The sequence below is a fragment of the Pandoraea capi genome, assembly GCF_902459735.1.
GTDB classification, from domain to species: Bacteria; Pseudomonadota; Gammaproteobacteria; order Burkholderiales; family Burkholderiaceae; genus Pandoraea; species Pandoraea capi.
The window spans coordinates 91959-116217 of sequence record NZ_CABPRV010000015.1 but is presented as its reverse complement, the minus strand read 5'-3'; the positions used below and the strand labels follow the sequence as shown (position 1 = coordinate 116217).

Sequence of the window (24259 nt, the reverse complement as noted above, 5' to 3'; positions counted from 1 at the left end):
GGCTGGCATGGAACGCCCCGATCCCGACGAATTGCTTGGCAAACTGCAACGCGACGAAGCCCGCGAGCAACGCGGCCGTCTGAAGATTTTCTTCGGCGCGTCGGCGGGGGTCGGCAAGACCTTTGCGATGCTTCAGGCGGCGCGCAAGCTGAGCGAGGAGGGCACCGACGTCGTCGTGGGTGTCCTGGAGACGCACGGCCGCGAGGAAACGGCGCAGATGCTCGAAGGACTCGAAGTCCTGCCGCAGAAGTCGGTCGAGTACCGGGACCGCGTGCTGCGCGAGTTCGACCTCGACGGCATGCTCGTGCGCAAACCGGCCGTCGCGCTGGTCGATGAACTGGCGCACGCGAACGTGGTCGGGGAGCGACACCTCAAGCGCTGGCAGGACGTGCACGAACTGCTCGACGCGGGCATCGATGTCTACACCACGCTCAACGTTCAGCATCTGGAGCGGCTCAACGACGTGGTTGGTCAGATCACGGGGATTCGCGTCTGGGAGACGATTCCCGATCGCGTCTTCGATCTGGCGGACGAAGTGAAGCTCGTCGATCTGCCGCCCGACGAACTGCTCGAACGCATGCGCGAGGGCAAGGTGTATATGGCGGCGCAGGCCGAGCGCGCCGTGCGTAACTTTTTCCGCAAGGGCAATCTGATCGCGCTGCGCGAACTAGCGTTGCGTCGTACGGCAGACCGCGTGGACGCGCAGATGCGCGAGTACCGAGCGGATCAGTCGATCAGTCAGGTCTGGCAGGCGCGGGAGCGATTGCTCGTCGCGATCGGGCCGGGGCCGGAAGGCGTGGCGCTGGTACGGGCAGCCGCGCGGCTCGCGGCGAGTCTGCGCGCCGACTGGCTGGCGGTGCACGTGGAGACGCCTGCGATACTGCGTCAATCGACGGCGCGTCGCGAAGGCGTCTATGCCACGCTCAAGCTCGCGCATGAACTGGGCGCCGAGACGCTCACCCTCGATGGCGCGCAAGCCGCGACCACGCTGCTGGCTTATGCGCAGTTGCGCAACGTCTCGAAGCTGGTTGTCGGCGCGAGCGGGGCGCGGCGCTGGTGGACGGCGCGTACGCCGCTGCATGAGGAACTGGTGCGTCTCGCGCGCGGTGTCGACGTCGTGCTGATCGGCCCGGCTGCGGGCGACACGTCGGCCGACAAACGCGTGGTGCGCGGCGATTGGCGCGACTGGTTCGAAACGGCGCCCGAACTGGGGCTCGTCGGCGGGCCCTGGCGTGCGTATGCGTGGGCGGTCGGGATTTGCGGCGCCGTGTCGGTGGCGGCAGCCGAACTGACATCGTTCCTCGATCTGGCGAACATCGCGATGCTGTATCTGCTCGGCGTGATCGTCGCGGCGATGCGGCTGGGGCGCGGGCCGGGCGTGCTCGCGTCGTTTCTCTCGGTGGTGGCGTTCGACTTCTTCTTCGTGCCGCCGAAGATGTCGCTGTCGGTCTCGGATACGCAGTACCTGCTGACCTTCGCCGTCATGCTGACCGTTGCGCTGGTCATCAGCCATCTGACGACGAGCCTGCGTTTTCAGGCACGTCTGGCGACGTGGCGCGAGCGGCGCACGGGCGCTGTCTACGCAATGGCCCGTGAGCTGGCGGCGGCACTCACGACGCCGCAGATCGTGGAAATCGGGTCGCGTCATGTGCGTGAGGTGTTTCAGGCGCGTGTGGCGTTGCTGCTGCCCGATAGCCAGAGCAGCGTACGCCAGCCGGTGGAGAACGCACGCGCCGAGACGATGCCGCCCCACATCGATACCGACGTCGCGCAATGGGTGTACGACCGCCAGCAGGCTGCGGGCCGGGGCACGAATACCTTGCCCGGCTCGGATGCCTACTATCTGCCGCTGCGCGCGCCGATGCGTACGCGCGGGGTGCTGGTCGTCGCGCCCGAGGAGGGGGGGGGCGCGATCGGCACGCCGGAGCAACAACGTCTGCTCGACACGTTCGCGGCGCAAATCGCGCTGGCGCTGGAGCGGGTGCACTACGTGGAAATCGCGCAGGATGCCTTGGTGACGATGGAGTCCGAGCGTCTGCGTAATTCGTTGCTCTCGGCGATCTCGCACGATCTGCGCACGCCGCTGACATCCATCGTCGGTTTCGCCAGCATGCTGAGCCGCGACGCGCAGACGTCGGGGCCGCTGCGTATCGATCTCGTCGATGCGATCCACGAAGAAGCGCAGCGCATGACGGGGCTGGTGACGAACCTGCTCGACATGGCAAAGCTGCAAGCCGGGGGCGTGCAGCTCAATCGTCAGTGGCAGATGCTGGAGGAGGTCGTGGGTACGTCGCTACGCGCTTGCCGCCGGATGCTGGCCGGTTACGAGGTGACGACGCGTCTGCCCGCCGATCTGCCGCTGCTGCGTTTTGATGCGGTACTGCTGGAACGGCTCTTTACGAATCTGCTGGAGAACGCGGCGAAGTACTCGCCTGCGGGGTCGCATATCGAGATTGCCGCGCGCGTGGTCGGCGAGGACGTCGAGGTGAGCGTCAGCGACGACGGCCCCGGTTTGCCCGCCGGCATGGAAGGCCGCATTTTTGAGAAATTCATGCGCGGTGAGAAGGAGTCGGCCAAGCCCGGTATCGGGCTGGGACTCGCGATCTGCCGTGCCATCGTGGAAGCCCACGGCGGTAAGATCCATGCCACCAATGTCCCCGACGGGCATGGCGCGCGCTTTATCTTTACGTTGCCGGTAGAGACGCCGCCGGTGCCCCCCGAGGCGCCGGAAGGGCCGGAGGGGCTGGAGGCACTAGAGGTACTACAGGCGCTCGACAATCCCGATGACGACGTCGTGGCATCGAAAGCCCCGGCGGATGACGCGTCCCCGTCGAACGACCGAAACCCGGCAGACGCCACCGGGCAAGCCCCGCGTGCCCCTGACGCAAACGCGACACAACAACATGAGTGAACCGACCATCAACATCGTGGTGATTGAAGACGAACGCCAGATCCGGCGGTTTCTGCGCACCTCGCTGGAAGCGGAGGGCATGGTCGTGCACGAGGCGGAAGCCGGGCGGCAGGGCATGGTCGAGGCGGCCACGCGCAAGCCGGATTTGCTGATCGTCGATCTGGGATTGCCGGACATCGATGGCGTCGAGGTCATTCGCGAAGTCCGCAGTTGGACCGACATGCCGATCATCGTGTTGTCCGCGCGCAATGAGGAAGCGGAGAAGGTCGTCGCGCTCGACGTCGGGGCCGACGACTATCTGACGAAGCCGTTCGGGGTATCGGAATTGCTCGCGCGGATTCGGGCGCAATTGCGGCGTCATCATCGCGGTGGCAATTCCGAGACGCTGGACGAAGCGTTCTCTTTCGGTGAGATTCACATCGATCTGGCGCGCCGCAAGGTCACACGCGCCGGAGAGCCGGTCCATCTGACGCCGATCGAGTACCGCCTGCTCGTCACCCTCGTGCGCCATGCCGGACGCGTGCTCACGCATCGTCAGTTGCTCAAGGAAGTGTGGGGGCCGTCGCACGTCGAGAGCAACCACTACCTGCGCATCTACATGGGGCACCTGCGTCAGAAGCTGGAGGCCGACCCGGCGCAACCGCAGCACATCCTGACCGAGACGGGCGTCGGTTACCGGCTGGAAGTGGACGTCAACGGTTAAGCCCTGGTTTGTTAAAATCACGCTGTTCCATCCGCAGCGTCAGGCATTCAGTCATCAAGCCATTCAATCGACCTTCGATGGAGCCCATTGCCGGGACGACCCGGCAAGCGGTTCGCGCAGACTCGCGCATCTCCCGGGGACGACCCCGCTTTTTCATCGAAGTCTCTCATGGCCTGGATTCTGCTCGTGCTTGCCGGATTCCTTGAAGTGGCTTGGGCCGTCGGCCTCAAGTACACGCAAGGGTTTTCGCGTCTCGTCCCCTCCGTATTTACCATTGTCTCGATGGTCGGCAGCGTGTGGCTGCTGGCGCTCGCCGTGCGGACCTTGCCGTTAGGCACCGCCTATGCGATCTGGACAGGGATTGGGGCCGTCGGCGCCTTCGTCCTGGGGATCGTCCTGTTCGGGGAGTCGGCGTCGGCTGCCCGCATCGCCAGCGTCACCCTCATTCTGGCCGGATTGGTCGGGCTGAAGCTCACGGCGGCGTGATGTGCCACGGGGGCGATGACGTCGCCGCCCCCTTTTTGAGTCACCTGTGGTGCGTCGCCGTAACGCGCGGCATAATGGCGCGGTAACGGTCGCGGTCTGATGCGCGCTGTTACCGCGTCTGCAGGACGCGGACGCGTGATCGTGCGACGCCGTCATGTCGGCGGCAGCGAGGTCACCATGCTTGAATCGATTGCGCTCGGCGCAGGGCTGTCCTGGGGCAGCGGCCTGCGGTTGTACCTGACGGTGTTCTGCGCAGGGCTGGCGGCGCGGCTGGGCTGGTTGCATCTGCCTCCGACGCTCGCCGTGCTGGCGTCGACGTGGGTGATCGCGGCGGCCGGCGTGCTGGCGGCCATCGAGTTCTTCGCCGACAAGATCCCCTTCGTCGACAGTGCGTGGGATGCCGTGCACACCTTCATCCGCATTCCGGCGGGGATCGTGCTGGGCGCGGCGGCGCTGGGGCAGATGGACCCGACGGTCACGGTACTTGCCGGTCTGGCCGGCGGTGCGCTGGCCGGAACGGCCCATCTGGCCAAGGCGGGCAGTCGCGCGCTGATCAATACGTCGCCGGAACCTTTCTCGAATGTCGCGGCCTCAGCCGGCGAAGATGTCTCCACGGTGGGTGGTCTGGCGCTCGCGTTCTTCCTTCCCGCCGTTTTTCTCGTGATGTTGTTGGTGTTCGTCGTGCTGGCGTGGTGGTGGTTGCCGCGTGTCTGGCGCGGATGGCGCTCGTTACTGGCGCGGGTCAAAGGATTGAGGAACGATGGGGTTCACTGAGGTTGCCCGCCAGGCATGGCGGATGTTCCTGCGCGATTGGCGCGCGGGCGAGTTGCATCTGCTTCTCGTGGCGTTGTTGCTGGCGGTGGGCGCGCTGTCCAGCGTGGGTTTTCTCTCCGATCGGATGCAGGGCGGGCTTGAGCGCGATGCGCGTCAGATGCTCGCCGCCGATCTCGTCGTTCGCAGCGACGCTCCCCTGACCCCCGAATTTGCCCGGCAGGCGCAAGCCGACGGGCTGGCGACGGCCGTCATCGCCAATTTCCCCAGCATGGCCAGTGCTACCAGCCAGAGTGGCGAAAGTGGTGTGAGTGCCGGAACGAACGCGAGCCGTCTGTCCTCGCTCAAGGCGGTCAGCAGCGGTTACCCGTTGCGCGGCCGTGTGCGCATCGCGCCTGACGCCGCCGCCAACACCCCGGACGCTCCCGCCACCGACATCCCAGCCCCAGGTACCGTGTGGGTCGATGCCGCGTTGCTCGACGCGTTGCACGTCAAGCCCGGTGACAGCATCCGCGTGGGCAACCGCACGCTGCGCGTGGCGGCGGTCATCACTCGCGAGATGGATCGCGGCTACGGCTTCGGCTCGCTCGCCCCACGCGTCATGATGCGCTTCGACGAACTGCCGTCGACCGGCCTCGTGCAGTTCGGCAGCCGCATCACCTACCGTCTGCTGGTCGCCGGCACGGACGCCCAAGTCGGCAAGTTCGCCGCATGGGCGCGTCCGGCGGCGGAGCAGGCGCGCGGTGTGCATATCGAATCGCTGGAAGACGGGCAGCCGCAGGTGCGTCAGACGCTCGATCGCGCCGAACGTTTCCTCTCGCTCGTCGCGTTGCTCGCTGCCGTGCTGGCTGCGGTGGCGGTCGGTATCGCGTCGCGGCGGTACAGCGAGCGGCATCTCGACGCCTGCGCCGTCATGCGCTGTCTGGGCCTGCCGCGCCGGGCGCTGCGCGGCATGGTGACGCTCGAATTCATCGGACTCGGTCTGATCGGCGGCGTGCTGGGCGTCGGCCTCGGCTATGCGGCGCATGAGGTGCTGCTGGCACAGTTGGGTAACGTGATTCCGGCGGGATTGCCGGCGCCGACGTGGCGTCCGGCGGTGTTCGGGCTGGCGAGTTCGCTGGTGATGCTGCTGGGCTTCGCGTTGCCGCCGTTGCTGCCGCTATCGGAAGTCGCGCCGCTGCATGTGTTGCGTCGCGATGTGGTGGGCGGCGCACGTCGTCAGGGATGGCTCGCCTATGGGGCCAGCGCGTTGGCATTCGGCGCGCTGTTGCTCTTTGCGGCGCGTGATCTGCGCCTCGGTGCGATGGTGGCGGGCGGTTTTATCGCCGGTGCGATCGTGTTCGGCGTGCTGGCCTGGCTGGCAATCCGCGTGCTTGCGGCGTGGGCGCGACGCCACGGTGCGGCCGGCGGGGCCATGGGCGGCATCGGCTGGCGCTACGCGGTGGCGGGGTTGCGTCGTCGCGGGCTTGGCAGCGCGCTGCAAGTGGTGGCGCTGGGCCTGGGGTTGATGGCGCTGCTGCTGCTCGCCGTCACGCGCAACGATCTGGTGGCCGGCTGGCGTCAATCGACACCGGCAGACGCGCCGAACCGTTTCGTCATCGACATTCAGCCGGGGCAGGACACGCCGGTTCTCACACAGCTTCACGCGGCAGGATTGCCCGACGTGCAGCTCTCGCCGATGATTCGCGCGCGGCTCACGGCCATCAACGACAAGCCGGTGACCGGCGAGAGCTATACGGAGGAGCGGGCGAGACGTCTCGCCGAGCGCGAGTTCAACCTGTCGTACACGTCGGCTCTGCCCGACGGAAACCGTGTGACGGCCGGTCAATGGTATGGCGATGCGTCCAAACCGCAGATCTCCATGGAAGAAGGCATTGCGAAGACGCTCGGCCTGAAGCTGGGCGACGTGTTGCGTTTCGAAGTCACTGGGCAGACCATCGACGCGCCGATCACCAGTCTGCGCAAGCTCGATTGGGGATCGATGCGTGTGAACTTCTTTGTCGTGATGCCGCCGGCGGCGCTGCACGATTTTCCGATGACGTGGATTACGTCGTTCCATCTGGAACCGCAGCAGCAGGGCGTGGCGGACGCGCTGGTGCGTCAGTTCCCGAACGTGACGGTGATCGACACGGGCGCCTTGCTCGCGCAGATTCAGCAGATTCTGTCGCAGGTCATCGATGCCGTGCAGGCGCTTTTCCTGTTCACGCTCGCCGCCGGCGTGCTGGTGCTTTACGCGGCACTGGCGGGCACGCGTGACGAACGCATGCGCGAGAGCGGCATTCTGCGTGCGCTCGGGGCGTCGTCGCGACAGCTTCGCGATGTGCATCTGGCCGAGCTGGTGACGGTCGGCGCGCTCGCCGGGCTGCTGGCATCGTTGGGCGCCGGTGCGCTGGGCTGGGCGCTGGCGCGTTATGTCTTCGAGTTCGCGCTGAGCTTTAATCTCTGGTTGCCGGTGCTGGGCATCGGCGCCGGTGTGCTGTGTGCGCTGATCGGGGGATGGAGCGGTCTGCGGGCGGTGCTGCGTCAGTCTGCACTGCGCACGTTGCGCGAAATCTGAGTCTCTCGAAGGGGCGGCGCGCGACAGCGTCTCGCGCCGCAACCGCAGCCTCCGCGATTTCGAGACGGCGATCATGGCAGGCCCGACGGGCCTCGGGCACAATATCGGCCATGACGACCGAAAACACCTCCCAAACCTCTCCGGCGGACGACGATGCGCAGGACACGCCTGCCCAGCCGACCGCCTTTTCGCTGCTCGGCGGCGAGCCGCGCGTGCGCGAACTCGTCGACCGTTTCTACGACCTGATGGATCTGGAGCCCGAATTTGCGGGTATCCGTGGCATGCATCCGGCGTCGCTCGACGGATCGCGCGACAAGCTCTTCTGGTTTCTGTGCGGCTGGCTGGGCGGGCCGAACCATTACATCGAACGATTCGGTCATCCGATGCTGCGCGCACGTCATCTGCCGTTTCCGATTGCGTCGAGCGAGCGCGACCAGTGGCTGCGCTGCATGGCGCTGGCGATGCAGGATATCGGCGTCGAGGCCACGTTGCAGGAGCGTCTGATGCAGGCGTTCTACGGCACTGCGGACTGGATGCGCAACAAGGCGGGCTGAGGCGAGCTAAGGCGCTTCAGGGCAGATATCAGAGATTCATGACGAGCGGCGTGTCCGAGGCGTTCGCCACGCTCGACGACACACTTTTCAGTGATCGGTCGTCCATGCCGCTGTCGTCCGAAGCTTCGCCGGCTTCGAGATCCCATTCGGCGTCCCTGACCCGATAGCGTCCTTCAGTGCCGAACCCCTCCTCGTAGTTCAAGGCACGTTCGACGACATCCATATTGCGTTTGGCTTCCCTGGCGCTCATCCAGTCGACGACGCCGGTCGTCAAGGCATCGCCGAACAGGCGGTAGGCCAATGCCGCGAATCCGATGCAGTTCTGTAGGGTGTCGAGGTGTTGTAACTCAGTGCCCGGTGCTTCGGATGGCGACGGCAAGCCCAATGGCGCGGACGTCGATGTCTCGTCCATTTCCTGCTTGCTTTCATGTCCGCCCGCAAGCACCCCAGTGCCGTTGACGAACAGCATCATCGACGTGCCGAGCAAGGTTGTTTGATACTTCCCGCCGTAAGTCTCGAGGTGCTTCGAGCCGACGAGTTTTCCGGCCGACGCCATCCATGCCGTATTTTGGATTTGTGCGCTGGTCGACGACGGATTGCAGTATTTTCCGACGGCAACGGCCAAATCCATCAAGCTCGAAAGCGACGCGGCAGTGGCAGTGGAAAGCGTAACTTGATGGGCCGTGGAAAGCGTGCTGCTTTCATAGGTTTCCTTGATCGTGCTCAGGCTGGCCGCGCCCAATGCGCTGGCACTCAGCACGAAATTGCTGATGTGCTGAAACAACGCGGCAAATCGACCGACGGCCGGCGGCGACGGTGCGAAATCCTCCAGCGATCCGGCTTTTCGCGCGAGTGCGCTGAGCGCGTCGCCCGCGTCGGTCTTGAATGATGTCCCGTTGTTGCCGGGAAACTGCGTGCCGGTGGCGAGCGACGGGGAAACCGATGGGGTATTGGGGGAGAAGCGAGGGCTGTGCATTGCGGGGCAAATCCTTGATCAAAAGGGCGGGACGAGGCGAGTCAGAGGCTGTCGAGCAGGCGCGTCAGGTTGTCGTGCAGACCCGCGTGGCGATTCGAGCACCGCACCATTTCCAGTGCGTCGCTGGCCATCTCGCGAGCCGTGTGCACATCACCCAGTTGCTGCATGCAAATAGCGGCGAAGTAGAGCGGCTCGGGATTGCCGTATTCGCGTGACACCGCGACCATGAGCGGCGCCACGGCATGTTCGTGGTCACCGAGTTGGCAGAGCACATAACCGAACGCCTTGTAGACGTCGGCGTGCTCGGGAAGCGCGCTGCATAGGACGGCAAAGGCCCGCGCGGCGCCTTCCAGATCGTTCGCGGCATGGAGGGCGTATGCGTGCGCGAGTGCGCTGGCGTCGACCGGTCCGTTGATGTGCCCATGGAGCCACGAATTGGTGGAGGCGCCGGGCTCGCGTCCCATGAAGTCACGCGCAGGTGGTCGAGCGAAGGTGCCCGGCGCGTATGGGTTGCGCTGGGCAATGTGGGGTCTCGTCATGGCAGGTTTCCTTGCTGATGCTTCGAATTCGATCGCGTGGATGCGACCGCCACGTAATGTGCGGCTCACACAAAGTTGCGGCTATTGCACCGCGACAAACGGTGTCGAGAATTCGCGCAAGTTGCGGGCGGTTGGGGCACGCCCTATGGGATTTGAGGCGTCAGGGACTAAAGCGGGCGCGCTTGGGCGATGGCTCAGGAACCTGCCGCAGTGGCCGATAACGTCGACCGTACCGGCATTGGGGCGTGCGATTGTGCCTTGCCATGAGAACCGAAGTCGCGCGAATATGTCCCGTTCCCAAAGGAGGCACTATGACCACCGAAGCGCTGTTTCGACAAGACGCCTATCTGCGCCAATGTGAGGCGCGCATCACCCATATCGACGAGACGGGCATCATGCTCGACCGCACCGTGTTCTATCCGCTAGGCGGCGGACAGGCGGGCGACGCCGGTACGTTCGTGCTTGCCGACGGCACGCGTCTGAGCATTGCCGACACACGCAAATCGAAGCGCGAAGGCGCGACGCCGGACGATGCGGTGCATGTGCCGGCCGAGGGGCAAACCGATGCACTGGCCGGGTTGTCGGTCGGCGATGTCGTCCAGGCGGAAATCGATTGGGCGCGACGCTTCCGGCATATGCGGTTTCATACGGCGTCGCATCTGATGTGCGCCGTGCTGCCGCACCCGGTCGATGGTTGCAGCATCACCACGGAATACGCGCGGCTCGATTTCGTCACGAATGATCCCATCGAGCGCGAGACGGTCGAGGCCGGGCTGGCGGCGCTGATCGAGGCCGCGCGCCCGGTGGCGATCGACAGCATCAGCGACGAGGAGATGGCCGCACGTCCGGAGCTGGTCCGCACGATGAGCGTGAAGCCGCCGGTCGGGCTGGGGCGCGTGCGTCTGGTGCGTATCGAAGGCATCGACTTGCAGCCGTGCGGCGGCACACATGTGGCGAACACGTCGGAAATCGGTGCGCTGCGCGTGGCGAAGATTGAAAAGAAGACCTCTCGCACGCGTCGGGTGGTGTTGGCATTCGCCTGAGTCTGGCATCATCGGCCCATCCCTCATTTCCTTCAGGACGTTCGATGGCGACGCCAGCAGCAGAGATTTCGACGCAATCACAACCGATGCAACCGTGGCAAGCGGTGCTTGATTTCTGGTTCGGAACGCCGGATGCGGAGGTGTACGGGATGGCGCGTCCCGAGTGGTTCCGTAAGTCGGATGCGTTCGACGAAGCGATTCGTGCCCGCTTTGGCGCGTTACATGCGCGTGCCGTTGCGGGGGAATTGAGTGATTGGGCCGATACGCCGCTCGGCGCATGCGCGTTGATCGTGATGCTCGATCAGTTCTCGCGCAATCTCTTCCGGCATCGGGCTGAGGCGTTCGCCGGGGACGCGCAGGCGTTGGCGGTGGCGCGGCGTCTGGTGGAGGCGGGGGACGATCGTCGGTTGCCGACCGCGCAGCATCGCGTTTTCGTCTATTTGCCTTTCGAGCACGACGAGTCGTTGGAAAGCCAGCATCTCTCGCTGGCGTTATATGAGCAACTGGCGCAGGCGTCAGGGCTCGTGGACAACCTCGATTACGCGCGCAAGCACGCCGTCATCATCGAGCGTTTCGGCCGGTATCCGCACCGCAACGCGGCTTTGGGACGTGCATCGACGCCCGAGGAAATCGCGTTTCTCAAGCAGCCGGGATCGTCGTTTTGACGCGTCGGCTTTGGTGCCAGTGAATGGCGAAGAATCCGATGACGTACGCGAGAACGCCGCCGACCACGGCGAAGGCGGCCAACCCGGCGCAGAGATACAGGGTCGCGGCGCCGAAGTCGAACTGCGTCAGTTGTGTCCAGACGCTCTCGCTCGCATGCGCTGCCGCCGCGACTGTCGCTTCGATCTCGGCCTTGGGGGACCAGTCGAGCATCCAGCGCCCCACGCGATGCGCCCCCAGATAGACGAACGGCACGGTCAGCGGGTTGGTGATCAGCGTGCCGGCGGTGGCAAGAAACAGATTTCCGCGCATGAACGCAGCGACGAGAATCGCCACCGGCATTTGCGCCACGGGTAACAAGAAACCGAAAAAGACACCACAAGCCAACCCGGCTGCGACCCCTCGCGGCGTGGCCTGCCACAAGCTACGGCGCAGCAACAATCCGGCGTGCGGGCGCAACCAGCGCGAGCGCAGCAGTCGCATCGGGCGAAGCATCTTTAACATCATGGGCAGGTTGCTCGTCGGAGGATGTGGACCCAGGCGGGCATGGGGCACGGCGTGGCATAGTCAAACGTCCGCATACAACGGATGTCAGAGTGTGACGGGTGGCAAGAGTTCAATGAGGCTCCAAACTCAGGCTGTTGCCGGGAGATGTCACAAGATGCCGGTAAGACGCCACCGAACAAGCCGACGAACAAACCAACGAGCAGCGGGCGCGCGATATCGCTGAAGGGCGTAGAGGGCCGTACGGGGACCGGGCGTTGACGCGATAAGACGGCGGGAAGGCGAGCGGAGAGGAGCGTCGCAAAGTTGGCAAACAACTGCGGCAAACAGCAACGGCAATGAGCGGCAGGAGCGATCGCGAGGCCGACGGAATGCCGAAGGGTGGTGTGCTGCGGCGAGGGGGCTTGAGAAGGCACTGCGCGGCATGGCGGCCGCGCAGCGATCACATCGAAGGGCTTAGATCTGCGAGCGCTGATCCGACCAGCGATCGATTTGCGCCGGCTTGAAGCTGCGCATCGTGTCGAGCAGCGCTTCCGGCGACGTGGCGATTTGCAACTGATCGAGTTGCGGTGCCTTCAGGAACTGCTCGGTCACCATCGACTTGAGGAAGACCATCAGCGGATCGTAATACTGCTCGACGTTGAGCAGGCCGATCGGCTTCGCGTGATAGCCGATTTGCAGCCACGTGAACACCTCGAACAGCTCTTCGCACGTGCCGATGCCACCCGGCATGGCGATGAAGGCGTCCGAGAGGTCGGCCATCATCTGCTTGCGCTGGTGCATGTTTTCGACGACATGCAGTTCCGTCAGCCCGGTATGACCGACTTCCCTGGCCATCAGCGCCTTCGGGATGATGCCGACGGCCTCGCCGCCATGCGCGAGCACGGCGTCCGCGATGATGCCCATCAAGCCGACCTTGCCGCCGCCGTAAACCAGACGGATCCCGGCTTCGGCCATGCGACGGCCCAGTTCGCGGGCCGCTTCAGCGTATGCAGGACGCACACCCGTGGCGGCGCCACAGTAGATACAAATGGATTTGACTTCCGACGACATGCCTTACTGCGCTCCCTTGGACGAGGATTCCCGAGCCATCTTGTCATAAAGCTCGCGCGACTTGCCCTTCAGATACGGGGCCATCTGCGAGAGGATGTGATAGCTCGACTGATGCAACCCCGCGCCGATTTCTTCAGGATCGTTGTACTTGCGCGGGTTCATCACGAATTGGTACGACAACCAGTACGTGGACAACACCACCATGTTGGTGGTCACGACATCGATCTGCTCCGGCGTAATCTCCATTTCGCCGTCGGCCACGAGCAGGTCGCACATCTCGCGTGCGAATCGTTTCTTGTGGCCCACGATCTGCTTGAAATGCGTCTCGAGCGTGCGGTTGCGCGCCAGCAGGTCGTTCAGGTCGCGGTAGAGAAAACGGAAGCGCCACAGGAACTCGGACATGTATTGCAGATACGTCCAGACTTCGTCGAGCGTGGGCTTGTGGTCATCGGGCAGCCGCAGACGCCGTTCGATTTCCTGCTCGAACTGCGCGAAGATGCTGTTGATGATGTCGTCTTTGTTGCGGAAGTGATAGTACAGATTGCCGGGGCTGATTTTCATCTCCTCGGCAATCGTGGTGGTAGTGACGTTGGGTTCGCCGATTTCGTTGAAGAGTCGCAGCGACACTTCAAGAATTCGTTCGCGGGTTCGGCGTGGCGGCTTTGCTTCCATGTCTGTCGGCCCCGGTTAGCGGCAAGCTCGGCGAAGGATGTTCTCCGCTTGCGTTTATGAGTTGAGTGTCAGGTATACGGCGACCGATTATACCCGGCAGCCGACCGGTGCCAAGCATGGGGGCGGGGCAGGAAGCGCGATATCAGAAAAACGCCGTACGTACGAGTTCCACGATGACGGGCCCCGCAAGCGAAGCCCAGGTGAGCAGACACAGGCCGAGGGCGACGAGGACGGCGGCACTGCCGAAATCCTTGGCGCGCTTGGACAGTTCATGCCGTTCCAGTGAAATCCGGTCGATGGCGGCCTCGATGCTCGAATTGACCAGCTCGATGATGAGCACCAGCAGGATCGATCCGATCAGCAGGACACGTTCGACGGCGGTGACCGGCAGAAAAATGGCTGCCGGCAGCAGAATGGCGGCGAGCGCGAGTTCCTGACGGAATGCGCTCTCCTCGAACACGGCAAACTTGAAGCCGGACAGCGAATACTTCAGGGCGCGCCATGCGCGCATGACGCCCCGGTTGCCTTTGTAAGGGTTCGGTTGTTTGTCACGTGGCGGCGGGTGATCGATGAACAAGCGTCAGGTTCCTCGCCGCAACGGGCTCTATAGGTGGGTCAGATCGCAGGCGCGAGCGACGGCTCGGGCTTGCGAGGATGCAGGTGCGAGGCAAACTCTTCCGAGGCCGCTTGCCACGAGAATCGTTCGGCCCATGCACGGGCGCTTTCTCGCGATACTTTCAGCGCGTCGAGACACGCTTCGCGCAGATCCTCACGCAGTGCGCCGCCTTCGCCTTCGGGGCAACCGTCGAGGACATCGACCGGACCCGTCACCGGGAAGGCCGCGACAGGCAGACCGCACGCCATGGCTTCGAGCAGCACCAGACCAAACGTATCGGTGCGGCTCGGGAAGACGAAGACGTCGGCCGAGGCATACACCTTCGCCAGTTCGGGCTGCGAAAGCATGCCGAGATAGTTCACATCGGGGTAGCGCGAGCGGAGTTCGGCCAGTTGCGGCCCTTCGCCTGCGACCCATTTCGAGCCAGGCAGATCCAGCTTCAGGAAGGCTTCGATGTTCTTCTCCACGGCAACGCGCCCCACGTAGAGGAAAATCGGATGTGCTGAATTTAGCACATGTGCTTCCTGCACACGGAAGATGTCGAGATCGACGCCGCGCGTCCACAACACGACGTTATTGAAACCGTTGGCTTCCAGGTCGCGCTTGACCACGGGGGTCGGCGCCATGACGGCGCGCGACGGCTTGTGGAACCAGCGCAGGAAACGGTAGGTGGTGCTCAGCGGAAAGCCGAAGCGCGCCTGCACGTATTCGGGGAAGCGCGTGTGATAGGCGGTGGTGAACGGAAAGTCGTTGCGCAGCGCCCACTTGCGCGCGGCCATGCCGAGCGGTCCTTCGGTGGCGATATGCAGCGCGTCCGGTGCGAATTCCTCGATGCGCCGCGAGACACGGCCCCCGGCGAAGAAGGCGAGACGGATTTCCGGATAAGTGGGGCACGGGATCGTGCGGAATTCCTGCGGCGTGAGCAGCTCGACGCGATGGCCGGCAGCTTCCAACTGAGCGCGCGTGTTCTTCAACGTGCGGACCACGCCGTTGATCTGCGGATCCCAGGCGTCGGTGACGATCATGATTTTCATCGGGCGCTCCTTCGCGCACATGGCGCGGGTGGAATGACACGCGCAGCCGCGCGTGAAGGGGTAAGGGGGGGAGTGCGCCTGTCGTCTCAGGCGCTCACAGGCGTGGCTTTCACGCTCACGCGTGTGTCGCGTTTTTGCGTCCAGTAGATGATCTTCAACTCGCCCTCCATCGTCTCGACGAGTGCCGACAGACTCTCGACCCAGTCCCCGTCGTTGCAGTAGAGCAGGCCGTCGATCTCGCGGATTTCGGGCTTGTGGATGTGGCCGCAGACGACGCCGTCGCAACCCCGGCGACGTGCTTCGTCCGCCATCACATTCTCGAAGGCCGAAATGAAGTTCACGGCATTCTTCACCTGATGCTTCAGATACTGCGATAGCGACCAGTACGGGAAGCCGAAACGCGTGCGCACTCGGTTGAACCAGCGGTTGAGCAATAGCGTGAGCGTGTAGAGCGAGTCGCCGAGATAAGCGAGCCACTTGGCGTGCTGGATCACGCCGTCGAACAGGTCGCCGTGGGTGATCCACAGACGTTTACCCGACAAGGTGGTGTGAAAGGCTTCGTCGCGCACGGCGATGTCGCCGAAGGCCAGCCCGCAGAACTGGCGCGCGGCTTCGTCGTGATTGCCCGGGACATAGATGACTTGCGTGCCCTTGCGCGCGCGGCGCAGCATCTTCTGCACGACATCGTTGTGCGCCTGCGGCCAGTGCCAGCCCTTGCGCAGATGCCAGCCGTCGATGATGTCACCGACCAGATACAGGTAGTCCGAATCGTGGTGGCGCAGGAAGTCGAGCAGGTATTCGGCCTGACAACCTTGCGTGCCGAGGTGGATATCGGAGAGCCAGATCGTGCGGTAGCGGGTGATGCCCTCGGGCGGCGGGTCGAGCGGGTCGGGAGTGTCCGGCGGCAGATCGATCGTGGAAGGCGGCGCGGCGGGTGGGGGGGCGGGCGGGGAGGCGGGGCGGCCCGGCGGGGTGTCTGCGAAGTGACCGGCGCGAGCCGCAGGTGCGGGGATCGGCAACTCGAAGGTGGGTGTCGTCGTCATAGCGGCTCGCACGTCGCGTTGAACATGGGTGCATTGCGCCATGCCTTCGTGAAGGGAAGATGACAGTCATGCGCGTGTCGCGAAAGTGTCTTTTGACGTCGCGCAGATGCGACAGCCGCTTGAGCGGGGCAAAGCGCTTGCCATGCCCTCAGACACTCCGTGCGCCATGCGCGTCAGTTCGGGTGACGCAATCCCTGTGCAACGCGTTCGAGCGTCTCCAGCACCAGTGCCCGCGAACGTGGATGCGTGCCGAGCGACACGTGACCGAGGCCTTCCAGCGCGATGTTGTGCGCGCCTGGCAGCACCGACGTGCGCACGGGATACACCACGTTGTCGTGCGCGGTATAGATCGACGTGATGCGCGCGCGCGCCGTGTCGTTTTCGCCGTTGGCGAGCGCCACGAGCCAGTCGCTGCCGATGCTCATCTGGCGTACGTTGCGTCCAATGCCATGCCGCGCGTGAAGCGTGCCGAAGTGCGGCGAGCCCAGCGTGACCGTATGCACGACGGGCAGCATCGGATAGCGCCGCAGACAGGCGCGTGCCGCAAGACCGCCCATGCTGTGGCCGACGATGACGACCGGCGCGCGTGTGCGTTCGGCAAGCGCCTGTACGGCACCCGCGATGGTGTCGGCGTAGTCGTCGATGTCGCCGAGCAGCGGGGCGAGGTTGATGGCGTCGCAGTAATAGCCGGCGTCTGCCAGATGGCGCGAGAAGCGCAGCCAGAACGCCCGGTTACAGCCGTAGCCATGCAGCAGCAGAACGGCCACGGGGCGTGCCGGACCACTGGGCGCGGCCAGCGGCGCGGCACTGAACCACGGCTGGTAGATGTCGAGCAACAGGATCGACGCCGCACATTCGTAAGCCCAGACCGCGATGTTGGTGCCGGCGAGCGCGCGGCGCTCGGGCGTGGGATCGCCATGCGCGGCCATGACGAAGCCCGCAGCGAGACCGATGGCGTGAGAGACGGGCAACCACAGGATCGTCCAGAGGAACGTGGTCCAGGGGCTGTGCCAGGCCGACCAGGTCGCGATGGCAACGATGATCGACAGCGCGATCTCGACGCCGCCATAAACCAGATGCGGGCGGGAGGCGCGCAACGCGACGGCGCTGGCGGGTGGCGTGCTCATCGTCTCGTCATTTGTCGAGGATGCTGACGAGCCGGGTGCCTGCGAGCCGGTCATGCACGAACTGGTGGTCGGGCATCACGCGCATGGCCAGCGCCCAGAGCACGATCCAGCCGGCGAGCAGCGCGACGCTGCTCCAGCCGGTCAAGCCGAATGCCCAGTCGATGGCCATGGCCGGGAGTACCCACAGCCAGGCAAGCACGTAGCGCATGATGGCGCGGCCGACGCGCAGCGGCTGCCCATGCGCATCCACCAGGCGGATCTTCCAGGTCTTCATCGCAAGGGTTTGGCCGCCGTGGGTCCAGAACCAGACGAAATAGGCGCCGAGAACGAGAAACAGCCACGTCTGCATGGCATGGCGGTACATGAGACCGCTGCGTTGCTGCGTCAGGGCGCTGAAGAGGTAGCCGGCCAGGAACAGCACGCCGAAGAGCAGCAGCGACTCGTAGACCATCGACAGCAGCCGGCGACGCAGCGTGGGCACGGCATAGCTGCCAGGAGCGCTGCCCGGCGAGGCATTGGGCCCGGACGTCTGCCCGGCAAACGGTTGCGAACGCGGCGGCTTGGAAGGCTGAGGCGTAGCGGAGTCGGTCATCGCAGCGTGGTCTGAGGTCTTGTTATCGGGTATTGGGTATCGGAAGTCCCGCGCCGCGTTGGCTACGTTCGCCACGTTCGGCCTGGGCGCTGTGCGTTCGCATCGGGAGCGTCGCCCATTATGCGGAAGATTATGCCGATGGGCCAGCGAGCCCGCCGGTCGGCGCTTGGTGTGCCGTAATGCAAACGGCCGCCCGGAGGCGGCCGTCATGGCGTGTTGCTGCGAGTCGCTGCGTAATGCTGAGCGACGTCGCGTCAGTTGTGGTGGTACAGATCGGAATTGAACGCGTCGCCGCTCTTGTCGCCATTGGCCGGGGCGGCGCTCGCCGCGCCGTTGCTGGCCGCCGACGGAACGGATGCCGCTGCGCCCGGCATCGACGCCGCAGCGGGCTGCGAGGCGGCGGGCACCGAAGCGACCGGCGCGGGAACGGGCAGCGCACCGTTCTTGGCGGCTGCGCCGGTGTCCTTGCGATGCACGGCGGCGTAAGGATTCTTCACCCCCGAGCGGCCCGAGGGCGGGGCGCTCACGACGTTGGGGCGATTGGACTGCTTCTTGTCGTCGGCCGCCAGACGTTTTTTCTGTTCTTCCGTGAGCTGCTGGTACTGCTGCCACACCTGCGCCTTGCGCTCCGGCGGCAACGTCTTGGCGTTCTGGTAGCTTTCGCGCGCCAACTGGCGCTGCTCGGGCGTCAGACGCACCCAGTCGGCCATGCGGTCATGCAGGCGCTTGCGGGCCTCCGGCGACAACGTCTGGAAACGCTTGGCGATTTCGATCCACTTCTCGCGCTGGCGCTCGCTCATGCGGTTCCAGTCCTGGGAGAGCGGGGCGAGCGCTTCTTGCTGCGCCGCATTGAGCTTGGCCCAGGCGCCGCCGGGTGAGGGCAGCGCGGCCGCCGGTGCGCTGCCGTTGGCCGGGACACCGGCAGTCAGCGCGCCGACCGGGGCCGAGGACGTGCCCGGCGCGCCGTTGCCGGTCGCGGCCGACGTTGCGGTCGGCGGGGCGTCGGACACCGGGGCGGCATCCGGTGCTTGCGAGCGGCGCAGCGCGGCCGTGCCGGCAAGAGCGGCGACGATTAGCGCGGCGACCAGGAAAAGTACGTTGCGTCGCGTCACTGGGCGGTCTTGGATGGGGGGACTACTGGGCACGCTTCACATAGGCGTTGAAGCCGTGATCGGCATAGGCCGACAGCGGCAATTCGTCGCTCAATACGGCAGCATCGATATCCGCCAGATCCTGAATGTGTTGCTGATGTTCCCAGTACGCGATGCCGGCCAGACCGATCACCAGTGCGGCGAGCGGCCAGAGCAGGCCAAGGCGGCCGAGCTTGTCGAATGCGCGGCGCGGGCCGCCGATTTCCGGCGACTGCACGGCACCCACACCCGCGAGCACCAGCGCCGGTTGCACGACGGCGACCGGTTCTGGCTTCTTGCGGGCGAGCGCCTCCTGGCGCGCGGCGGCCAGCCGGGCCGCGATGTTCGGCGACGGCGAATCGGACGCTTCGTCCAATGCCAGTCGCACGCGATGTGCGAAGCGAATTTCCCTCGTTTCCAGATCGTGACTCATAACCTGATCCCTTTTGCCTTCAACGCCTGTGCCAACGCGTGAGTAGCACGCGAGCAGTGCGTCTTGACGCTGCCTTCGGAGCACCCCATCGTGGCGGCGGTCTCGGCAACGTCCATGTCCTCCCAATAACGCATGAGGAACGCTTCCCGTTGACGTGTCGGTAGTTTCTGTATTTCCGCCTCGATCAGCGCGAGGATTTCGGCACGCGAAACAGAGTCCTCGCTGCTCTCGGTTTGCACTGACCCATCCTCGCCCAGTAAGGTTTCCAGCGGGTCGAAATCGTCGCGCTCGTCCTCGCCGGGGCCGGCCAGGTTCGAAAACAGCGTCACCCAGGTGTTGCGCACCTTCTGGCGGCGGAAATAGTCGTGAATGGTGTTCTGGAGGATGCGTGTGAACAGCAACGGCAGTTCGGCCGACGGCTTGTCGCCGTACTTCTCGGCCAGACGGATCATCGCATCCTGAACGATATCGAGGGCGGCCTCGTCGTCGCGTACGGCATACACGGCCTGCTTGAAAGCGCGCCGTTCGATGCCTGCGAGAAAATCCGCCAGTTCCTTGTCAGATGCCATCCGGTGGGGTGCACGCAGCGTTTGCCGCTGCGCCTGTGAAATGCCGTGTAAGCGTAAAGATTACGTAAAGATCGCGTAGTCGGTGCGGATGCTACCAAAAACGCGCCTGCCTGTAACCGCTTTTGCTTCCGGTTGCGTCGCGTTGTGTCGTGTTACGACACCGGCGCATTCGCCAGCTTCCTATGATGTGAAGATTGTGCGCCAGCGTGGGGGTCTTGCACCGCACAGTGTGGGAATTTTGCGAAGCGAACTTCGCGATCATGCTGCAAATGCATAAACTCGCTTGACCATTTTGCTGCAAACCAGTAATGTTGCCAGTTCGCAATATCTGTGATTGTCTCAATATCGGCACGCCTATCCGGTGTGTCCATCATTCAGACGCGCAGCTTGAGCCCGGACCATAAGTTCGCGGGGAGAGCACCCGATCAAAATTTTTGCCGAAACTTTGAAAGGTCGACGATGAACATGCCAAGCGCGGAATTCTCCGAGGCGGAAGCTACACGCCACCAAAATACGACTGAAGACATGATTGGCGCCGAGATCCTCGTGCGCTCGCTTCAGGAAGAGGGAGTCGAACATCTGTGGGGTTATCCCGGCGGTTCGGTTCTCTACATCTACGACGAACTCTACAAGCAGGACAAGATCCAGCACATTCTGGTGCGCCATGAGCAGGCAGCCGTGCATGCGGCCGACGCTTATTCGCGTTCCACCGACAAAGTCGGCGTGTGCCTTGTGACGTCTGGTCCCGGCGTGACCAATGCGGTCACCGGTATCGCCACGGCGTACATGGATTCGATCCCGCTCGTCATCATTACCGGGCAGGTGCCGACGGCCGCAATCGGTCAGGACGCCTTCCAGGAATGCGATACGGTAGGTATCACGCGTCCGTGCGTGAAGCACAACTTCCTCGTGAAGGATGTGCGCGACCTCGCCGCCACCATCAAGAAAGCCTTCTATATCGCCAAGACGGGCCGTCCGGGTCCGGTGCTGGTCGACATTCCGAAGGACGTCTCCAAGGCACGTTGCCGCTTCGAATATCCGAAGTCGGTGGCGCTGCGCTCGTACAACCCGGTGACGAAGGGCCACTCGGGCCAGATCCGCAAGGCGATGAGCCTGCTGCTCTCGGCCAAGCGTCCCTATATCTATACCGGCGGCGGCATCATTCTGGCCGATGCGTCGAAGGAACTGAACCAGTTCTGCGACCTGCTCGGCTACCCGGTGACCAACACGCTCATGGGCCTGGGCGGGTATCGCGCGAGCGATCCCAAGTTCCTCGGCATGCTGGGCATGCACGGCACGTACGAAGCCAACATGGCCATGCAGCACTGCGACGTGCTCATCGCCATCGGCGCGCGCTTCGACGACCGTGTGATCGGTAACCCGGAACACTTCTCCTCGACTGCCCGCAAGATCATTCACGTCGATATCGACCCCTCGTCGATCTCCAAGCGCGTGAAGGTCGATATCCCGATCGTCGGCGACGTGAAGGAAGTGCTGCGCGAAATGATCGAGAATCTGCAAACGGCGGAACATGGCCCGGACACCGCGGCGCTTGCTGACTGGTGGAAGCAGATCGAGCAATGGCGTTCGCGCGATTGCCTCGCCTTCGATCGCGAGAGTGAAATCATCAAGCCGCAACATGTGGTCGAGACGTACTGGAAGCTTACGGACGGTGAAGCGTTCGTGTGTTCGGACGTCGGTCAGCACCAGATGTGGGCGGCTCAGTACTATCGCTTCAACAAGCCGCGCCGCTGGATCAATTCGGGCGGTCTGGGCACGATGGGCTTCGGCCTGCCGGCAGCGATGGGTGTGAAGATGGCGCATCCGGACGCAGAAGTCGCCTGTATCACCGGCGAAGGCTCGATCCAGATGTGCATTCAGGAACTCTCGACGTGCCTGCAATACCGCACGCCGGTCAAGATCCTGTCGCTCAACAACCGCTATCTGGGCATGGTTCGCCAGTGGCAGCAGATCGAGTACAGCAAGCGTTACTCCAGTTCGTACATGGATGCGCTGCCGGACTTTGTGAAGCTCGCCGAGGCGTACGGTCATGTGGGCATGCGCATCGAGAAGTCGTCGGATGTCGAGCCGGCACTGCGCGAAGCGCTGGCCCTGAAGGATCGTACGGTATTCATGGATTTCCAAACGGATCCCACCGAAAACGTCTGGCCGATGGTTCAGGCGGGCAAGGGCATCAGTGAGATGCTGCTCGGTTCGGAAGATCTGTAAGACGACGAGGCACGCTCGCGCTGCCAGCCGCTTCCGGCATTGCCGGGGCGCGGGCGCGACGTCCCAAACCAGGACAATCCGGGATACACCATGAGGCACATTATTTCTGTTTTGCTCGAAAACGAGCCGGGCGCGCTGTCGCGCGTTGTCGGGCTGTTTTCGGCACGTGGCTACAATATCGAGACCCTCACCGTCGCGCCGACCGAAGATCGTTCGCTTTCGCGCATGACGGTGGTCACGACCGGCTCCGATGACATCATCGAGCAGATCACCAAACACCTGAACCGGCTCATCGAAGTGGTGAAGGTGGTCGATCTGACCGAGGGGGCCCATATCGAGCGCGAACTCATGCTCATCAAAGTTCGCGCGGTGGGTAAAGAGCGGGAAGAGATGAAGCGGATGTCGGATATTTTCCGCGGCCGCATCATTGACGTTACGGAAAAGACCTATACGATTGAGCTCACCGGCAATTCATCGAAACTCGATGCATTTATCGAAGGGCTCGACCAGACGGCGATTCTCGAGACGGTTCGTACCGGTGGCTCGGGTATCGGGCGCGGTGAGCGCATCCTGAAGGTCTGACCGGCAACGACAACGCGGTAAGCGGATTTCGATCCATTCTGATTTCAGTTTATTTTTGGTAATACGGGACACTCCAAATGAAAGTTTTCTACGACAAAGACGCCGACCTCTCCCTCATCAAGGGCAAGCAAGTCACGATCATCGGTTACGGCTCGCAAGGCCACGCCCACGCACAGAACCTGAAGGACAGCGGCGTGAACGTGACGGTCGGTCTGCGCAAGAACGGCGCTTCGTGGAACAAGGCGGTCAACGCCGGCCTGAACACCCAGGAAGTGGCGGAAGCCGTGAAGTCGGCCGACATCGTCATGATGCTGCTGCCGGATGAGCAAATCGGCGATGTGTACAAGAACGAAGTGCACGCCAACATCAAGGAAGGCGCAGCGCTCGCATTCGCTCACGGCTTCAACGTGCACTACGGTTGCGTGATCCCGCGTGCTGACCTCGACGTCATCATGATCGCCCCGAAGGCCCCGGGCCACACGGTGCGCTCGACGTACTCGCAAGGTGGCGGCGTGCCGCACCTGATCGCCGTCGCACAAGACAAGTCGGGCGCCGCTCGCGACATCGCACTGTCGTACGCTGCCGCTAACGGCGGTGGCCGTGCCGGCATCATCGAAACCAACTTCCGCGAAGAAACGGAAACCGACCTGTTCGGCGAACAAGCCGTGCTGTGCGGCGGTACCGTCGAGCTGATCAAGGCCGGTTTCGAAACGCTGGTCGAAGCCGGTTACGCGCCGGAAATGGCTTACTTCGAGTGCCTGCACGAACTCAAGCTGATCGTCGACCTGATCTATGAAGGCGGTATCGCCAACATGAACTACTCGATCTCGAACAACGCTGAGTACGGCGAGTACGTCACGGGCCCGCGCGTCGTGACGGAAGAGACGAAGAAGGCCATGAAGCAGTGCCTGACCGACATCCAGACGGGCGAATACGCCAAGTCGTTCATCCTGGAAAACAAGGCCGGCGCTCCGACCCTGATCTCGCGCCGTCGTATCACGGCCGAGCACCAGATCGAGCAAGTTGGCGGCAAGCTGCGCGCGATGATGCCGTGGATCGCCAAGAACAAGCTGGTCGACCAGTCGAAGAACTAAGTTGTAAGCGCGACGTGCCGCTCGGTGCGTGGGCAGGGAAGTCTCCGGATCTCTCCGAACTCATGCATCGGTGGCAGACGATGATAGATAGTCGGGCTTGTGGCGACACGAGGTTCGGCCATCCGTGAATCATCGTTGCGTCAGGCCGTCCGTTTTGCCGTAGCCGTTGCTATGGCAAGGCGGACGGCCTTTTTCGTTTCAAACCCAGGGCTTTTTTCGCGTCGTCGCGAGCGGTGTTGTCCGGTCTCGCGAATGTGACGCGAACGTGTCGATTGGGGAAAAAGTGTCGCCACGTCGCGCGCATTGCTACAATGCCGCCACGTCACGGTTTGGCCCGAAGCAGGCCGACCCGCTCACTCAACCGTTTTACCAAGGACG

At 63.8% G+C, this 24259-nt stretch carries 24 protein-coding genes; 11 read left to right on the top strand and 13 right to left on the bottom strand.

Translation table 11 applies throughout. The features are described from left to right. Positions 1 to 7: 7 nt before the first annotated feature. From PCA20602_RS23980 to PCA20602_RS23955, 6 genes are all read left to right on the top strand, one after another. Positions 8 to 2911, top strand: a complete 2904-nt coding sequence (locus tag PCA20602_RS23980) for a sensor histidine kinase (RefSeq protein ID WP_150723333.1) — start codon at positions 8 to 10, stop codon at positions 2909 to 2911. Beyond that, a complete protein-coding gene (gene kdpE, locus PCA20602_RS23975) occupies positions 2904 to 3614 on the top strand; it encodes a two-component system response regulator KdpE (RefSeq protein WP_069343094.1) in 711 nt (236 codons plus the stop codon). The genes PCA20602_RS23980 and kdpE overlap by 8 nt, the downstream gene beginning before the upstream one ends. A gap of 168 nt (positions 3615 to 3782) precedes the next feature. Further along, entirely contained in the window at positions 3783 to 4100 is a 318-nt protein-coding gene (gene sugE, locus PCA20602_RS23970) for a quaternary ammonium compound efflux SMR transporter SugE (protein ID WP_069343095.1), read from the top strand. Positions 4101 to 4277: 177 nt separating this feature from the next. Continuing rightward, positions 4278 to 4874, top strand: a complete 597-nt coding sequence (locus tag PCA20602_RS23965) for a DUF4126 domain-containing protein (RefSeq protein ID WP_150681189.1) — start codon at positions 4278 to 4280, stop codon at positions 4872 to 4874. Next, a complete protein-coding gene (locus PCA20602_RS23960; RefSeq protein ID WP_246182318.1) occupies positions 4861 to 7428 on the top strand; it encodes an ABC transporter permease in 2568 nt (855 codons plus the stop codon). The genes PCA20602_RS23965 and PCA20602_RS23960 overlap by 14 nt, the downstream gene beginning before the upstream one ends. Before the next feature lie 110 nt (positions 7429 to 7538). After that, entirely contained in the window at positions 7539 to 7982 is a 444-nt protein-coding gene (locus PCA20602_RS23955; protein WP_150723313.1) for a group II truncated hemoglobin, read from the top strand. A 28-nt stretch (positions 7983 to 8010) separates the two neighbouring features. On the opposite strand, the gene PCA20602_RS23950 is transcribed toward PCA20602_RS23955, so the two are convergent. Continuing rightward, positions 8011 to 8766, bottom strand: coding sequence for a hypothetical protein (locus PCA20602_RS23950; protein WP_150723312.1), 756 nt, complete (start codon positions 8764 to 8766; stop codon positions 8011 to 8013). 233 nt (positions 8767 to 8999) lie between these two features. Next, positions 9000 to 9497 (bottom strand): hypothetical protein, encoded by a 498-nt coding sequence (locus tag PCA20602_RS23945; RefSeq protein ID WP_150723311.1) that lies wholly within the window; start codon positions 9495 to 9497, stop codon positions 9000 to 9002. A 311-nt stretch (positions 9498 to 9808) separates the two neighbouring features. Between PCA20602_RS23945 and PCA20602_RS23940 the strand changes: the two genes are divergently transcribed. Together PCA20602_RS23940 and PCA20602_RS23935 are read left to right on the top strand one after the other, a co-directional pair. Next, positions 9809 to 10540 (top strand): alanyl-tRNA editing protein, encoded by a 732-nt coding sequence (locus PCA20602_RS23940; RefSeq protein WP_150723310.1) that lies wholly within the window; start codon positions 9809 to 9811, stop codon positions 10538 to 10540. 44 nt (positions 10541 to 10584) lie between these two features. Then, positions 10585 to 11205 (top strand): DUF924 family protein, encoded by a 621-nt coding sequence (locus PCA20602_RS23935; protein WP_150723309.1) that lies wholly within the window; start codon positions 10585 to 10587, stop codon positions 11203 to 11205. Here PCA20602_RS23935 and PCA20602_RS23930 read toward each other — a convergent pair. The 11 genes from PCA20602_RS23930 to PCA20602_RS23880 all read right to left on the bottom strand — a co-directional run bounded on the left by PCA20602_RS23930 (position 11180) and on the right by PCA20602_RS23880 (position 19976). After that, complete coding sequence (locus PCA20602_RS23930; RefSeq protein WP_150723308.1) at positions 11180 to 11710, bottom strand: DUF2062 domain-containing protein; 531 nt, start codon at positions 11708 to 11710, stop codon at positions 11180 to 11182. The genes PCA20602_RS23935 and PCA20602_RS23930 overlap by 26 nt on opposite strands. Positions 11711 to 12163: 453 nt before the next feature. Beyond that, complete coding sequence (locus tag PCA20602_RS23925) at positions 12164 to 12760, bottom strand: LOG family protein (RefSeq protein ID WP_069343103.1); 597 nt, start codon at positions 12758 to 12760, stop codon at positions 12164 to 12166. A gap of 3 nt (positions 12761 to 12763) precedes the next feature. Continuing rightward, on the bottom strand, positions 12764 to 13432 hold the full coding sequence (locus PCA20602_RS23920; protein WP_047905105.1) for a TetR/AcrR family transcriptional regulator: 669 nt from the start codon (positions 13430 to 13432) through the stop codon (positions 12764 to 12766). A gap of 142 nt (positions 13433 to 13574) precedes the next feature. After that, the gene (locus PCA20602_RS23915; protein ID WP_069343105.1) at positions 13575 to 14009 is read right to left on the bottom strand and encodes a diacylglycerol kinase; all 435 of its coding nucleotides are present in this window, start codon (positions 14007 to 14009) and stop codon (positions 13575 to 13577) included. Positions 14010 to 14047: 38 nt separating this feature from the next. Continuing rightward, positions 14048 to 15082 carry a glycosyltransferase family 4 protein gene (locus PCA20602_RS23910; protein ID WP_150723307.1) on the bottom strand — a complete coding sequence of 345 codons (1035 nt, stop codon included), beginning with the start codon at positions 15080 to 15082 and terminating at the stop codon, positions 14048 to 14050. An 86-nt stretch (positions 15083 to 15168) separates the two neighbouring features. Then, a complete protein-coding gene (locus PCA20602_RS23905; protein ID WP_425495711.1) occupies positions 15169 to 16125 on the bottom strand; it encodes a UDP-2,3-diacylglucosamine diphosphatase in 957 nt (318 codons plus the stop codon). A 173-nt stretch (positions 16126 to 16298) separates the two neighbouring features. Next, entirely contained in the window at positions 16299 to 17252 is a 954-nt protein-coding gene (locus PCA20602_RS23900; protein WP_174981524.1) for an esterase/lipase family protein, read from the bottom strand. Between the two features lie 7 nt (positions 17253 to 17259). Next, on the bottom strand, positions 17260 to 17844 hold the full coding sequence (locus tag PCA20602_RS23895) for an RDD family protein (protein WP_150723304.1): 585 nt from the start codon (positions 17842 to 17844) through the stop codon (positions 17260 to 17262). Between the two features lie 254 nt (positions 17845 to 18098). After that, positions 18099 to 18956 carry a DUF3106 domain-containing protein gene (locus tag PCA20602_RS23890; protein ID WP_150723303.1) on the bottom strand — a complete coding sequence of 286 codons (858 nt, stop codon included), beginning with the start codon at positions 18954 to 18956 and terminating at the stop codon, positions 18099 to 18101. A gap of 22 nt (positions 18957 to 18978) precedes the next feature. Next, complete coding sequence (locus tag PCA20602_RS23885; protein ID WP_150723302.1) at positions 18979 to 19407, bottom strand: DUF3619 family protein; 429 nt, start codon at positions 19405 to 19407, stop codon at positions 18979 to 18981. Continuing rightward, entirely contained in the window at positions 19404 to 19976 is a 573-nt protein-coding gene (locus PCA20602_RS23880; RefSeq protein ID WP_150723301.1) for an RNA polymerase sigma factor, read from the bottom strand. Before PCA20602_RS23880 ends, PCA20602_RS23885 begins: the two co-directional genes overlap by 4 nt. A gap of 459 nt (positions 19977 to 20435) precedes the next feature. Here PCA20602_RS23880 and PCA20602_RS23875 point away from each other — a divergent pair, with 459 nt between their 5' ends. The 3 genes from PCA20602_RS23875 to ilvC all read left to right on the top strand — a co-directional run bounded on the left by PCA20602_RS23875 (position 20436) and on the right by ilvC (position 23881). Continuing rightward, positions 20436 to 22205, top strand: a complete 1770-nt coding sequence (locus tag PCA20602_RS23875; RefSeq protein ID WP_069343111.1) for an acetolactate synthase 3 catalytic subunit — start codon at positions 20436 to 20438, stop codon at positions 22203 to 22205. A 90-nt stretch (positions 22206 to 22295) separates the two neighbouring features. Next, the gene (ilvN, locus tag PCA20602_RS23870) at positions 22296 to 22787 is read left to right on the top strand and encodes an acetolactate synthase small subunit (protein ID WP_069343112.1); all 492 of its coding nucleotides are present in this window, start codon (positions 22296 to 22298) and stop codon (positions 22785 to 22787) included. Between the two features lie 77 nt (positions 22788 to 22864). Further along, complete coding sequence (gene ilvC, locus PCA20602_RS23865) at positions 22865 to 23881, top strand: ketol-acid reductoisomerase (RefSeq protein WP_150723300.1); 1017 nt, start codon at positions 22865 to 22867, stop codon at positions 23879 to 23881. The last annotated feature ends 378 nt before the right edge of the window (positions 23882 to 24259 follow it).

What these genes read in the sequence shown, in the direction of transcription:
- PCA20602_RS23895 (WP_150723304.1), bottom strand. Translation starts at nt 17,844, where the DNA reads ATGACCGACTCCGCTACGCCTCAGCCTTCCAAGCCGCCGCGTTCGCAA.
- ilvN (WP_069343112.1), top strand. Translation starts at nt 22,296, where the DNA reads ATGAGGCACATTATTTCTGTTTTGCTCGAAAACGAGCCGGGCGCGCTG.
- kdpE (WP_069343094.1), top strand. Translation starts at nt 2,904, where the DNA reads ATGAGTGAACCGACCATCAACATCGTGGTGATTGAAGACGAACGCCAG.
- sugE (WP_069343095.1), top strand. Translation starts at nt 3,783, where the DNA reads ATGGCCTGGATTCTGCTCGTGCTTGCCGGATTCCTTGAAGTGGCTTGG.
- PCA20602_RS23955 (WP_150723313.1), top strand. Translation starts at nt 7,539, where the DNA reads ATGACGACCGAAAACACCTCCCAAACCTCTCCGGCGGACGACGATGCG.
- PCA20602_RS23980 (WP_150723333.1), top strand. Translation starts at nt 8, where the DNA reads ATGGAACGCCCCGATCCCGACGAATTGCTTGGCAAACTGCAACGCGAC.
- PCA20602_RS23945 (WP_150723311.1), bottom strand. Translation starts at nt 9,497, where the DNA reads ATGACGAGACCCCACATTGCCCAGCGCAACCCATACGCGCCGGGCACC.
- PCA20602_RS23965 (WP_150681189.1), top strand. Translation starts at nt 4,278, where the DNA reads ATGCTTGAATCGATTGCGCTCGGCGCAGGGCTGTCCTGGGGCAGCGGC.
- PCA20602_RS23960 (WP_246182318.1), top strand. Translation starts at nt 4,861, where the DNA reads ATGGGGTTCACTGAGGTTGCCCGCCAGGCATGGCGGATGTTCCTGCGC.
- PCA20602_RS23925 (WP_069343103.1), bottom strand. Translation starts at nt 12,760, where the DNA reads ATGTCGTCGGAAGTCAAATCCATTTGTATCTACTGTGGCGCCGCCACG.
- PCA20602_RS23920 (WP_047905105.1), bottom strand. Translation starts at nt 13,432, where the DNA reads ATGGAAGCAAAGCCGCCACGCCGAACCCGCGAACGAATTCTTGAAGTG.
- PCA20602_RS23930 (WP_150723308.1), bottom strand. Translation starts at nt 11,710, where the DNA reads ATGATGTTAAAGATGCTTCGCCCGATGCGACTGCTGCGCTCGCGCTGG.
- PCA20602_RS23875 (WP_069343111.1), top strand. Translation starts at nt 20,436, where the DNA reads ATGAACATGCCAAGCGCGGAATTCTCCGAGGCGGAAGCTACACGCCAC.
- PCA20602_RS23880 (WP_150723301.1), bottom strand. Translation starts at nt 19,976, where the DNA reads ATGGCATCTGACAAGGAACTGGCGGATTTTCTCGCAGGCATCGAACGG.
- PCA20602_RS23910 (WP_150723307.1), bottom strand. Translation starts at nt 15,082, where the DNA reads ATGAAAATCATGATCGTCACCGACGCCTGGGATCCGCAGATCAACGGC.
- PCA20602_RS23905 (WP_425495711.1), bottom strand. Translation starts at nt 16,125, where the DNA reads ATGACGACGACACCCACCTTCGAGTTGCCGATCCCCGCACCTGCGGCT.
- ilvC (WP_150723300.1), top strand. Translation starts at nt 22,865, where the DNA reads ATGAAAGTTTTCTACGACAAAGACGCCGACCTCTCCCTCATCAAGGGC.
- PCA20602_RS23940 (WP_150723310.1), top strand. Translation starts at nt 9,809, where the DNA reads ATGACCACCGAAGCGCTGTTTCGACAAGACGCCTATCTGCGCCAATGT.
- PCA20602_RS23885 (WP_150723302.1), bottom strand. Translation starts at nt 19,407, where the DNA reads ATGAGTCACGATCTGGAAACGAGGGAAATTCGCTTCGCACATCGCGTG.
- PCA20602_RS23935 (WP_150723309.1), top strand. Translation starts at nt 10,585, where the DNA reads ATGGCGACGCCAGCAGCAGAGATTTCGACGCAATCACAACCGATGCAA.
- PCA20602_RS23900 (WP_174981524.1), bottom strand. Translation starts at nt 17,252, where the DNA reads ATGAGCACGCCACCCGCCAGCGCCGTCGCGTTGCGCGCCTCCCGCCCG.